The following is an 11897-nucleotide window of genomic DNA, read 5'->3' as shown; positions in this document are numbered from 1 at the left end:
GTATCACCCGTAAGGAGAAACGTCGTGGCGAACCAGCCCGTCCGAGTAGCGGCGGCCGCCCGAGCCGCCGCCAAGCGCGCCGAGAAGGCCCGCCGCGCCGAGGGGCCCGGGACCGACTCGTCCCCCACGCCGCCGGTACCGGGCGCGGAGGAGACCGAGAGGCCGGAGGTCGTCGAGGACGTCGAGGACACCAAGGTCGGCGAGGAGGTCGAGGTCGAGGTCGACGAGGAGGGTGAGGCCGGCGAGGCCGGTGGCACCCCGTCACGTCGCCGCCGAGGCCGCCTCGTCGCGGTCCTCGCGGTCCTCGTCGTCGTGGGCGTGACCGCCACCACCCTCCTCGGCCTGCGGTACCGGGAGGCGGTCCGGACGGATCAGGCCCGCACGAGCGCGGCGGCCGCGGCGCGCACGGCGGCCCCCGTGATCCTGTCGTACGACTACCGCCACCTGGACCGCGACTTCGCCGCGGCGCGTGGACACCTCACCGGTTCGTTCCTCGACGAGTACGAGAAGACGACCACGACGGTCGTCGCGCCGACGGCCAAGAAGTACCAGGGCGTCGTCAAGGCCAGCGTGGCCAAGCCCCCGGGCGACGACGCGGCACCGGCCGTGTCGGTGGTCTCGGCGTCGCCGGACGAGGCCGTCGTCCTGCTCTTCATGAACCAGGTCACCAACAGCACCCAGGTCTCGGGCCCCCGCGTCGACCTCAACCGCGTCCGGATGACCCTGGCTCGGACTCCCCAGGGCTGGAAGGTGAGCGCCGTCGACGCCCTGTGACCGCCTCGGCGCGGCGCCAGACGTTTCCACTCCGTCAAGTTCTGCTTCCCCCTAGAGACAAAATAATGACCACTATTTATTATTCGGTGGGAGAGGGGATAAGTGTCGGTAGCGCTTGCGCCCGGCGCGGTCCCCCGTCATGTGCCATACGGAGGGGGACGGTATGGATCTGAAGGTGCTGGGCGTGTTCTCTGTCAAGGAGAGCGGAACGCCGATCGTGCCCGTCGCGGCTCCGGCCAGACGGATGCTCGCCCTGCTCACCGCGTTCGCGGACCAGGTCGTCCCGACGGCCGTCGTGGTGCAGGAGCTCTGGCCCGAGGGCCCGCCGGCCCACGCGCTCGACATGGTCGAGACGTATGTCCGGCAACAGCGCGACCTCATCGACACCGCGCTGCGCGCCGGTCGCGAGGAGACGGGTACCGACCCCCGTCCCCTGCCCCGGGCGGCCCGGGACGTCCTGGTCTCGCTCCCCGGCGGCTACCGGCTCGACACCGGCGGGGGGAGCTCCGACGTCAGCGTGTTCCATCGCGCGGTGGGTGCCGGTTACCGCGCCATGGAGTTGGAGGACCTGGAGACGGCCGCCGAACGGCTGGGGCAGGCCCTCGCGCTGTGGACCGCCGACGCGTACACCGAGGTCGCGGCCGGACCGCAGCTGCGCGCCCACATCACCCGCCTCGAACAGTCCCGCGTCCAGGCCCTCGACCAGTGGATCGAGGCGCAGCTCAGGCTCGGCCGCCGACGCGAGCTGTACGCCGGGCTGCCCGGGATCCTCGCCAGGTTCAGCGGTCCGCAGCCCACGTACGAGGGGCTGTTGGCGGAGCTGGCACACGGCCCGGACCCCGTTCACGTGCTGGAGGACTGCAAGAGGCTGCTCCGGGGTACGCGCCGGCAGCGCCGGGAGCCCGCGGCGGGCCGCGTCAGGACCGCCCTGCGCACCGCCCGTCCCGTCGGCCTCGAACGGCCGCGGCCGGCCAGGACCGCTCTCGTGATCGGCGGCGCGAGCGGCTGAACCCGGATCCGGCGAGATGTGGCCGGAGCACCCCGCCCTCGCCGCGGCTGGTGCTCCGCCCACCGGCGCCCGGCATAACCGCAGGTCACCGGTTGACTGGCGGATCAGGGGCGAACTAGCTTCCGCTGAGGGTAAACAAACTTTCGACGGGGGCTCGCGCACGATGACGGATGCAGAGACGAGAGACGCCGACCTGATGCTCGTCCTCGAGCTTCTGGCCGAACAGGCGCCACCCGAACGGTTCGAGGAGTTGTTACAGCGTGCGCGGCGCGACGGCACGGCGGAGCAGGACGTCGCCCGCCTGGAGCAGGCCGTGCACCTGGCCCGTCACGTGTACGACTGGCAGGGCCGGCGACGTCGGCGGGAGGACGGCCTGGCCGATCTGGTGGACACCGCCCGGGACCTGACCTCCCCTCATGATCTCGACGCCCTGCTGCGCGTGGTCACCAGGAGGGTCAAGCGGCTGCTCAACTTCGACATGACGTCGGTCGCCCTCCTCGACCCGGAGGGCGGCCTTCGCGTGCGGGCCGCGGACGGCTCGACCACCGCGCTCGTCGCCGGTCAGGAGGTCCCCGCCGGGCACGGCCTCGGACACCAGAGCCTGGAGGTCCGGGCCCCGCTGTGGACGGCGGACTATCTCAACGACGACTCCCTCCCCCACAACGAGAGCGTCGACGACGTGGTCCGGGCCGAGGGGCTGCACGCGATCATGGCCGTGCCGATCTGCCGGGGCGACGAGGCCGTCGGTGTGCTCTACGGATCGGCGCGCACGGTCCGCCACTTCAGCCCGGACGAGATCGGACTGGTCTGCTCGCTGGCGGCGCTCGCCGCCGTCGCCATCGAGCGGGCCGAACGTCTCGAACAGGCCTGGGGCGAGGTCGGCCAGCTCGAACTGGACAGTTTCCGCACGCGTACCAGCCTGGTCCGGCTCCAGCAGCTCAACGAGGCGCACAGCCGCGCCCTCGGCATGCTGCTCGCCGGTGCCGATCTGACCACCGTGGCCGCGGCGGCCGGCAGCGCGCTGGACGCGGCGCTGCAGCTGCGCGATCCGGGAGGCCGGGTCCTCGCCGCCAGTGGCGACCTCGGCGACCAGGACGAGTCCGCTCTGTCCGAGGCGGTGCTGGACGCCCACTCCCACCTGCGCCCCGTCGTCACCGCCCAGGGCACCTGGGTCACCCCGGTGGTCGCCGGCGCGGAGGATCTGGGCGCGCTGCTGCTGCGGCCGACGACGGCCCTGGTGGGCGAGGACGAGGGTCTGTTGCAGCTGACGGCGCAGACCTTCGCGATCCAGCTGCTGCTGCGGCGGAGCACGGACGTGGCCGAAGGGCCCGTACGCGACGACCTGTTCGAGGAACTCCTCGCGGCCGATCCGCGGACCGGACGCCAGACACACCATCTCATCCATCGGGCCGGCAGCCTCGGGATCGACCTGGACGCGCCCCATGTCCTGCTCGTGGCCCATCCCGAGGGGGGCGAGCAGGGGCGCGCCGTGGTGTGGGCCTCCTCCTACGCGCACCGGCTGTCCGGGCTCAAGACGGTCCACAGCGGCCGCATCCTGTTGCTCCTGCCCGGTACGGACGCCTCGGCCGCCGCCCGCGCCGTCGCCGACGAACTGACACCGCTGCTCGGCCATCCGGTGTCCGTGGGCGCGGCGGGGCCGGGTCGGGGCGCGGCCGCGATCGCCCCCATGTACCGGGAGGCGATGCGCTGCCTGGACGCGCTGACCGCGCTGGGCGGCGCGGGCGGCGCCGCCGCCGCGAAGGACCTGGGCTTCCTCGGTCTCCTGCTGTCCGACAGTCACGACGTGGAGGGCTACGTCCGGTCCGCGATCGGTCCCGTCCTCGACTACGACCGGGACCGGCTCACCGACCTCACCGACACCCTGGAGGCGTACTTCGCGTCAGGGTGCAGCCCGAGGGGCGCCGCCGCCGTACTCGATGTCCACCCCAACACCGTCTCCCGTCGGCTGGACCGGATCGGCGACCTCCTGGGCGACGAGTGGCAGCAGCCGGCCAGGACGCTGGAGGTGCAGCTGGCGCTGCGGCTGCACCGCTCCCGGGAGGCCCTGCGCCGACAGCGCTGGTCCGGTCCGGCCTCTCAGGCGGAGGCGAGTTCGGCCGGCCGGTCCGTGCCGTAGCCGTCCGCGGCCGCGGAGAGCACGACCGCCGCGTGGGCCACGGAGGCGAGCGTGGTGTGCCGGTGCCAGCCGCGGAAGGACCGGCCCACGTAGTCCCGCAGTCCCGCTTCCTCGCCGACGCGCGCGAAGTCGGCGTCGACTCTGCGGGTCAGCCGGGTGAGGCGCAGCAGGGGCCCCGCGGCCGGGTGGGCCATGCCGGTGAGCCAGAGGGCGGAGGGCGGGCGCGTCGGGTCCTCCCACTCACCGAGCAGGGACAGCCGCCGCGGAGCGGCGGACCGTTCCGGGAACGCCACGGGGACCAGGGCGGCGAGCGAGACACGGGAGGCGTGCCCGGCGGCCGGGTCCCGCCAGTGCACGGGCGCGCGCATTCCCTTGACCAGCTCGACGATCCGCTGGGCCGGCAGGGAGCCGCTCCCGAAGCCGGGCAGGGCGCGGTCCGCGACGGACAGCCGGCGGGAGCCGCTGATGCGGGCGAGGAAGGGGACGTTCGCCGCGGCGAGCCGGGCCACCGAGGCGGTGGCGTCGCCGCACCGCAGATCGATCAGGACCGGCCGGCGGGGGGCGCCCCAGTGCCGTACGGTCTCCAGCGCGGCGGCCACGGTGCACTCCTCCGGGCTCTCCGCCTCGGCTCCGTGCGGAACCTCCGCCCGGTCGCGGCGCTCCCGGTCGTTGACCCACTGGTCGGACAGGTGCAGGCGCCAGTCGACGGGCGCGCTCAGCTCCTGGGAGGCGAGCCATACGCCGGAAGCCTGCTGGCCGCGGAACATATGGCCCAGGCGCGGGGCGAACCGCCGGTCCACGCCCACCGAGTGCTCACCCGCCTTCGGTATCTCCATCTGGCGTACGACCCAGGCCTGGGGGGCGGCCGTGCGCTCCAGGTGGGAGGCGAGGGCGGCACGCAGCGGCCGCCAGTCCCAGGTGGAGCTGGCGATGAAGTGGTGCAGGCTCTGTTCGGTGGCCGAACCGCCCAGTTGGAGGGCGATGTTGCGGATGGACTTGCGTCCTCGGGTGGTCAGCAGTCCGTGCAGGTACCGCTCCGCCTTGCGCCGCTGGTCCTTCCGTCGGAACGAGGAGAACAGGGTGTCGCCGAGTTCGGCGAGGACGTGGTCGGCCGCGGCGCTGCCGGTGGGGATTCCGACCCGGTGGGGCACGGTCAGGCGGTAGGCGAGGTCTCCGTTGCCAGTTGTGTTCACGACGCTCCAGTCGTGGTGGGGCGACTACGGTCACCCCCACCCTGGCGTCGCGGACGTATGGGGACGAGGTGCTCAGGCCACCCACTTGTGACCATCCGTGCATCCTTGGCCACAGGTCGACCGTGGGGGCCGGTCGGGCATCGGCGGACGTGCGGGGGTTGTGACGGGGACCGCCCCGGGGCCGAGCGACGCGGGTGGGGCCCCAGACCGGGCTGTGCCGGTGGGCAGGACCACCTCCGGGCCGGGCTGTGCGGGTGAGGGCCCCACGGCCGGGCGGCGCGGGTGGGCGGGACCACCTCCGGGCCGGGCGGTGCGGGTGGCGGGACCACCCCCGGGCCGGGCTGTGCGGGTGAGGGCCCCACGGCCGGGCGGCGCGGGTGGCGGGACCACCCCCGGGCCGGGCAGTGCGGGTGGGGACCCCACGGACGAGCGGCGCGGGTGAGGGCCCCACGGCCGGGCGGTGCCGGTGGGCCGGACCACCCCCGGGCCGGGCAGTGCGGGCGGCGAGACCACGGACGAGCGGCGCGGGTGCCCGCAGCGCCCGCGTCCGCGGCGCCGTCAGGCGTACATGCGGTCGTGGTCGGGCGCCGAGCCGGCCCTCAGGGGGCGGCGAGGAGGCCGGCCGCGTCGCGGACGGGGGATGACGACGACAGCACCCGGCCTCCTGACGGAGATCGTGGCAAGGCGGCGAACCACGCGCCACCGGCGGTGCCCGACTACGTCACCTTCCCGGCCGCGAACGGTCGACGGGCGACTCCAGGGCGGCACCCCGCCCGGCGAGCGCGGGGACGGCGAACTCGCCCTCGACGTCGGCCTCGACGTCGAGGGCGTACCGCTGCGTCGGCGGGTAGCCGATCAGTTCGGCCGCCCGGGCGGGCAGCGGCGCGGCGGCGGCGGCGGCGGCGACGGCCGACTCCCCCAGCAGCACGGCCCCCACCGGTTCGCAGAGCGTCCTCAAACCCGGGCGATCAGCGCCTCGACCGCCTCGCTCGACGTGACGTCGGCGGGGAAACCGGTCACGGAGAGCCCCTCCGCTCGCGGCTCGGCCACCGTCGTGTCGAGCCGGTCCGGCGCCAGGCCGACGGTGGCGACGGTCTCCTCCGTACGGGATGGGCCGGAGGGGGAAGCGGGGCGCGGGGCGCCCGGGTCACGCGGCGGATCCGCGCTCATCCGCGCCACGCCGCGACGGCCTCGATGGCCTGCCGCGGATTGAGGCGCAACCGGAGCTGACCGAGACCCGCGTGTGACCTGTCGGCGGCGGCCCCACGCGCCGCCGCCCCACGCCCCCGGAAACCACCGTGCTCCGGTCCACCGCGCCACCGCGGCGGCCCGGACGACACATGACGCCGAGGGCCCGGACAGTCCACGACCGTCCGGACCCACGCGGGTCAGAGGGAGCGGGCGATCACCCGGCCGGGACTTCGCCCAGGGCGACGACGGAGGTGAAGATCTCCTCGTCGTGCTGCTGCGCCGAGACCAGGACGCGCCGCCGCCCCTCGAGGTCGTCGGGCAGCGGCTTGGCCGTGATCCAGCAGGGCGCGTCGAACTCGGCGTAACGGACGAAGTCGGAGTGCATGCCGACGACCAGGGTCGGCCGGGGGCGAGCCGTGGCCTGCGCGGCCTGGCGCACGGCCTCCAGAAGCAGCATCCCGGGGACGTGGTCGACGGGGTGGTCGAAGAGAATCGGGTGCGACGTGTCCGTCCGCAACTGCCAGCGGTGGGGGACGTCGGTGCACGAGAGCACGACGTCCTTGAAGGAGTTCCGGCCCACCGCCTGCGCGGGCGCGGGCGGCGGCAGCGGAACGGCCCGGGCGTTGGCGCTCGCGATGTCGGCGTAACGGCCCCGGAGCCGCTCGTACACGGCCCGTTCCTGGATCGTGAAGCGCGTCCTCGCGTGGGCCAGCCGATCACCGTCCCGCAGGGCCTCGACGAACAGCGTGACCGCCGTCGCCCGGCCCTTGCGGTACTTCACATCCGAGCAGGAGAGGCGCAGTTCGACCTCGGCGCCCTTCTCACCGTCGACGCGCAACGCCGCCGGGTCCAGGTCCCAGCCGAAGTCCTTCCAGAGCAGCTGATGCCCGAACGGGACGCCGTACGCGGCGTGGGCGAGCAGAGGCAGCGTCTGGCGCACGGTCTCGCTCAGCAGCAGGGGGTCGTGCAGTCCGAACCGGGTCAGGTAGAAGCCATGGGTCTTGGGCCACCGGGCGGTGACGACGAAGGAGTCCTCCCCCGTCCGGCACCACGTCGCGAGGAGCACCTCGGACGGATCCGACTTGTGGGTGTACGACGTGGGTACGGGTACGGGATCGGTCGGCCGGCGGTCCAGGTCCAGGTCCAGGTCCATCGAGGACAAAACAGCTCTCCCCCAAGTCTGTTTGTGGTCTGCGGGCTCGCACACACTTGCGCCGAACACCGCGCCGATAAGATAGTGGTCATTCTTTTGGTTTGTCGAGGTACGCGAGGTATCGGGCGAGTGGCGGAACAGAGGCAGGAACGAGCGGTCCGTACCCGGGAGTTGCTTCTCCGGGCCGCGGCGGAGGTGTTCGACGAGGCCGGGTATCTGGGAACGAGCATCACCAAGATCCTGGACCGGGCGGGCCTCACCGCGGGCGCCGTGTACTTCCATTTCAAGTCCAAGGAAGGGCTGGCCCGGGCCGTCATCCTCGAACAGGCCGCCGATCTGCGGTTCCCCGAGGGCGAGCCGGGGCTCCAGCACCTGCTGGACATGACCGGGTACCTCGCGGTGGAGATGCAGCGCAACACGCTGCTGCGCGCCGGAGTCAGGCTGGCCGTCGAGCAGGGCGTGGCGGGCGGTCAGGAGTACTCGATCTACGAATGGTGGGCCGAGCGGTTCCGCCAGGAGCTCCTGAGCGCGCGGGAGAAGGGTCAGCTCCTCCCCGCTGTGGACGAGGCCGCCTTCGCCCAACTCCTGGTCGCCGCGTACACCGGCACTCAGGTCATGTCCCAGATCTCCACGGGCCGCGCCGACCTGCCCCAGCGGATCACCGCCATGTGGCGATGCCTGCTTCCGGCGCTGGCCCCGGCCGACGTCATCGCGGGCCTGACGGTCCCCGAGGCCGACACGGTGGCCGCCGGGTGAGACCGACGAGGATCGTGCTGACGGGGGCGACGGGCTTCGTCGGCTCCCACGTCCTGCGCCGGCTGGCGGCCGCCCACGAGGCCGACTCCGGGATCACGGTACGGGCGCTCGCCCGTACCGCGCCCGAGTCCCCGCCGGCGCCACCGGGCGTGACCTGGACACGCGCTGATCTGACGGACCCGGCGTCACTGCGGGACGCCATGAGCGGGGCGGACGTCCTGCTCCACCTCGCCTCACGGATCTCCGGCGACGAGGCCCAGTGCGCGGCGGTCAACGTCGGCGGTACGACGGCCCTGGTCGACGAAGCGGTGCGGTGCGGGGTCGGCCGCATCGTCCACCTCTCCACCACCGCGGTCTACGGCGCGGGCCCGCACCGGGGGATCGCGGTGAACGAGATCACCCCCGCCCCGGTCTCCGCCGCGAGCCGCACACGGCTCCTCGGCGAGACACCGGTCCTGGCCGCGGGCGGCATCGTCCTGCGCCCCGGCCTCGTCCTCGGCACCGGCGACCGCTGGGTGGTGCCCGCCCTGGCCGAACTCCTGGACCGGGTCCCGGCCCGCTGGGACGGCGGCCGCGGCTTGCTGTCCCTGGTGGACGTGGACGATCTGGCCGGACTGATCACCACCCTGGCGACCACACCGCACGCGCCCGCCTCCGGGATCTACCACGCCAGCCACCCCGAGCCCGTGAGCAACGGCGAACTGATGGCGGAACTCGCGGCGTTGAAGGTGCTGCCGGCCGCCGAGGAGGACTGGCCCTGGGAAGCATGCCTCCGCCGCCTGAACCGGACGCCCGGAACCATCAGCGAGCGCCAGTTCTCACTGCTGGCCCAGGACCACTGGTACCGCGGCACCGAAATCTGGCACGCCCTCCCCTGCCCCACGGGCCCGGGCCCCCTCCCCCGCCTCACGAAGGCGGCCCCGTGGTACCGCGCCTTCCTCAGGGACCACCGTCAGCGCCGCGACGGGTGAACTCACCGCCGCCCGCACGAGACCGAGGTCACACCGGCTCCCGCGCGAACAGATGGGCACGCGACGGGCCGCCACTGTTTCAAGCGGTTGATGCAGCGTTCGACAGTGGTGCGCGGCTTGTATGCCCCACGGTCAAAGGCGGGCGGCCTGCCGCGCCGCAGGTGGTGGCCGCGTTGATCGGCCGGGAACTGGGATGCCCGCCCGGATACCGCGCCTGCGCAGGTGCTCGCGGATTGCACGGGAGGAGTACACCTTGTCGGCCATGACCAGGTCCGGCCTGGTGCGGGGCTGTCCTCGCCGTCACGGACGCGCAGGCGGGCCGTGATGTGAGCGAAGGTGGGTGTGTCGCCGGCTTGTCCGGCGGTGAGCACGAAGGCCAGTGGCCGGCAGTGGGCGACGGGGGCTGACGGGACCACGAACGCTGGGCCATCGCGGCACCTGCCCCCCTGGACACCCGATCCATCCCTTCCCGAGGTCTGAGTCGCACGGCGCCGCTCAGGTTCCGACTCGGCTCCCTCGGCCTGATCCTGGCGGGGCATCGCCGGAGGCCCGGGCCATCTGCGCGTTGATGCTCACCACGGGCTCCATTGATATACGTACGCCATGACCGTCTTCCATGACTTCAACTTCAAGCTCCTCGTCGTCGAGAAGCTCATGTACTGGGACGAAACGCTGTCTCCTGCGTTCAGCCTGAAGCAGCACATGCGTGCGCGCGGGGTCGAGGACCTCGACGCCTACGTCGAGGAGAACGAGCTCGAGTACACCGTTCTCGACGAGGCCCGCACGTACTTCGAGGAGTTGGAGATACCGATGGAGCTGCTTGCCACCGTGGAGGAGCTGACCTTCGACGGCGGCCATCAGGTCTTCATGGAGTGCGCCCCGGTCTGGGACGGCGAGGACGACCTCTTCGACGTGCACCGCCTCGACGACCTGGACCTGCTCCCGAACCTCAAGCTGTTCACGGGGAGGCGCGAGCTGGAGCACATGCTCCCCGGTGCACTGGAGATCCTCGCGGCCAGGGGAATCACCACACGCTAGCTCGGAGTCGGTTGTGGCCGTCAGGCTCATTGAACCAGTCGGTGCGCGGGTCTCCGTGGGGCATCCGGCCCCCGGCGTACCGGTGTCAGTGGCCACCTTTACTCTCCCTTTATGAGAAACACGAAGATTCTTGTCGGACTGACCGCCGCGGGCCTGCTCATCGCGGGCTGCGGCTCCTCCGACACCGAGGACGCGGCCGGCGGCGCCTCGCAGAAGGCGCTGCCCGTCGCCGTCGACGGTCCCCGGCCGGGCGTCGTGCCCCAGCGCGAGACCGGCGAGAAGCTCAAGGTCACCCCGGCTCCGGCGATGGACGCGCCGTTCGTCAAGAAGGTGGAGCACAGCCTGCGGGAGAGGGTGCTCCGTTCCGCCCGGGTGCCGGGCACGACCGCCGCGAAGTGCCCCGACGGCGTGGATCAGAACGCCGGCGCGGTGAGCACGTGCATCGCGACGTACCAAGGGGTCGACGTCCCCTACGAGGTCAAGATCAGTGATTCGGCCAAGAAGGGCAGCGCCCTCATCTTCTTCGAGGCCACGCCCAAGAAGGGCCTGCTGGTGGGGGAGGCGGTGTACGACTCGTTCAACGAGCAGTTCGGCTCCGAGTCCGGTCGCACCGACGCGAGCAAGCTCGCCTGCGACAAGCTCCCCGCCGCGAAGTCGGTCGCGATGGACACCGACACAGGCTTCACCTGCCAGTACTGGACCAAGTTCGCGGACCGGGGCGAGCCCGGTTACGTGACCCTGCGCATCAAGATGGGCAAGCAGGGCTACGGCCTCGGTTTCGACCCCGTTCCCACCAAGTAGCCTCTCGGCTGCTCAATGCTGGAAGCCCGGTGTCCCAGCACGGCAATGTGAGTTGCTTCATGCGGCCCGTCCGGCATGATCCAAACGAGAGGCCCTAGGTCAAGAGCCCGTTCGCGCGGCCGGGGGTGCTTGTGATCGGCGATCCGTCGGGTGTCGGGACTGACAGCGACGTTGCGCCGGCAGACAGGGCAGGTGATTCGTGGACATGAGGGCATGACGAAGTTCCCTTCGTTGAAGGCGTGACGAGGATGGGCGCGTCCGAGAACCGGGGTGCGTTTGGAGCGTATGGCCGCCCACCGAAGCTGGCGACAGACCGCAGCGAGAACTGCTCACCGGTGCGTTACTGCAGGTGAAAGGCCATGAAAGGCCATGAAAGGACGAACTGTGACTAACTCCTGCTAACTACTGCTAGGCCACTCGGCACGAAGTTGGCTGAATCGCGTCCGGTGCGCACCGTCGGCCGGCACGGCGGGGATTCGGGACATGGCGAGGACCCTTACCGTGAGGCATGGCTGAGGATGGCGGCCGGATTCGACCCGTTGCAACGAGAGTAGGGCGCGGGGGCCTGCGCCATCGAGTGGCGCCGTCGGAACCCGCCAAGGTCGGAATCACCGCAGGTCGTAGCCAGTGTGTAGTCAAGCTGTTCCGATGCGGTGTCGAACTGTTCCGAGCGGTAGCCAAGCTGTTCCAACCTGTTCCCGCAGCACGGAAAGACGGCTTTTCAGGTGGCGGGGGAGTCGGCGGGTCTGCGGCCGGCCGAGTGCCGCTCGACTCTGCGTAGCGCTCTGAACTGGTCCATCCTTACCGCCCGGCCCCGGGAGACGGCATGAGCCCCCGCCCGAATCTCCGCCTGAAAAGCAATACCCCGACCACC

General features: G+C 72.0%; 11 protein-coding genes and 2 pseudogenes. 8 read left to right on the top strand and 5 right to left on the bottom strand.

Features of this window, described 5'->3' with window-relative positions:
• Positions 1-24: 24 nt before the first annotated feature.
• The 3 genes from ABZY12_RS08195 (at position 25) to ABZY12_RS08185 (ending at position 3920) form a co-directional block, all read left to right on the top strand.
• Entirely contained in the window at positions 25-774 is a 750-nt protein-coding gene (locus ABZY12_RS08195) for a hypothetical protein (RefSeq protein ID WP_356888392.1), read from the top strand.
• A gap of 184 nt (positions 775-958) precedes the next feature.
• A complete protein-coding gene (locus ABZY12_RS08190; RefSeq protein ID WP_356888390.1) occupies positions 959-1783 on the top strand; it encodes a BTAD domain-containing putative transcriptional regulator in 825 nt (274 codons plus the stop codon).
• Positions 1784-1946: 163 nt separating this feature from the next.
• A complete protein-coding gene (locus ABZY12_RS08185) occupies positions 1947-3920 on the top strand; it encodes a helix-turn-helix domain-containing protein (protein WP_356888388.1) in 1974 nt (657 codons plus the stop codon).
• On the opposite strand, the gene ABZY12_RS08180 is transcribed toward ABZY12_RS08185, so the two are convergent.
• The 4 genes from ABZY12_RS08180 to ABZY12_RS08165 all read right to left on the bottom strand — a co-directional run bounded on the left by ABZY12_RS08180 (position 3881) and on the right by ABZY12_RS08165 (position 7457).
• On the bottom strand, positions 3881-5113 hold the full coding sequence (locus tag ABZY12_RS08180; RefSeq protein WP_356888386.1) for a transposase: 1233 nt from the start codon (positions 5111-5113) through the stop codon (positions 3881-3883). The two genes, ABZY12_RS08185 and ABZY12_RS08180, sit on opposite strands and share 40 nt — an antisense overlap.
• A 721-nt stretch (positions 5114-5834) precedes the next feature.
• On the bottom strand, positions 5835-6050 hold the full coding sequence (locus tag ABZY12_RS08175; RefSeq protein ID WP_356888384.1) for a hypothetical protein: 216 nt from the start codon (positions 6048-6050) through the stop codon (positions 5835-5837).
• A 17-nt stretch (positions 6051-6067) separates the two neighbouring features.
• Positions 6068-6283, bottom strand: coding sequence for a hypothetical protein (locus ABZY12_RS08170; RefSeq protein ID WP_356888382.1), 216 nt, complete (start codon positions 6281-6283; stop codon positions 6068-6070).
• A 235-nt stretch (positions 6284-6518) separates the two neighbouring features.
• A complete protein-coding gene (locus tag ABZY12_RS08165; RefSeq protein ID WP_356888586.1) occupies positions 6519-7457 on the bottom strand; it encodes a ScbA/BarX family gamma-butyrolactone biosynthesis protein in 939 nt (312 codons plus the stop codon).
• A 129-nt stretch (positions 7458-7586) separates the two neighbouring features.
• Between ABZY12_RS08165 and ABZY12_RS08160 the strand changes: the two genes are divergently transcribed.
• Positions 7587-8213: a ScbR family autoregulator-binding transcription factor gene (locus ABZY12_RS08160; RefSeq protein WP_356888380.1), complete on the top strand. Its 627-nt coding sequence runs from the start codon at positions 7587-7589 to the stop codon at positions 8211-8213.
• Positions 8210-9184, top strand: a complete 975-nt coding sequence (locus tag ABZY12_RS08155) for an NAD-dependent epimerase/dehydratase family protein (RefSeq protein ID WP_356888378.1) — start codon at positions 8210-8212, stop codon at positions 9182-9184. The genes ABZY12_RS08160 and ABZY12_RS08155 overlap by 4 nt, the downstream gene beginning before the upstream one ends.
• A gap of 59 nt (positions 9185-9243) precedes the next feature.
• Here the strand turns inward: ABZY12_RS08155 and ABZY12_RS08150 are convergent.
• Positions 9244-9498 (bottom strand): annotated as a pseudogene (locus ABZY12_RS08150) (transposase); the annotation flags it as partial.
• 289 nt (positions 9499-9787) lie between these two features.
• On the opposite strand from ABZY12_RS08150, the gene ABZY12_RS08145 reads away from it, so the two are divergent.
• The 3 genes and pseudogenes from ABZY12_RS08145 to ABZY12_RS08135 all read left to right on the top strand — a co-directional run.
• Positions 9788-10222, top strand: coding sequence for a hypothetical protein (locus tag ABZY12_RS08145; RefSeq protein ID WP_356888376.1), 435 nt, complete (start codon positions 9788-9790; stop codon positions 10220-10222).
• Between the two features lie 111 nt (positions 10223-10333).
• On the top strand, positions 10334-11023 hold the full coding sequence (locus ABZY12_RS08140; RefSeq protein ID WP_356888374.1) for a hypothetical protein: 690 nt from the start codon (positions 10334-10336) through the stop codon (positions 11021-11023).
• Positions 11024-11733: 710 nt separating this feature from the next.
• A pseudogene (locus ABZY12_RS08135) lies at positions 11734-11853 on the top strand (DNA primase); the annotation flags it as partial.
• Positions 11854-11897 lie beyond the last annotated feature (44 nt).

The organism is Streptomyces sp. NPDC006551 (assembly GCF_040611675.1).
In the GTDB taxonomy this organism is placed as follows: Bacteria; Actinomycetota; Actinomycetes; order Streptomycetales; family Streptomycetaceae; genus Streptomyces.
Note: the sequence above shows the minus strand (reverse complement) of the source record. Positions and strands in the feature narration are given on the sequence as shown.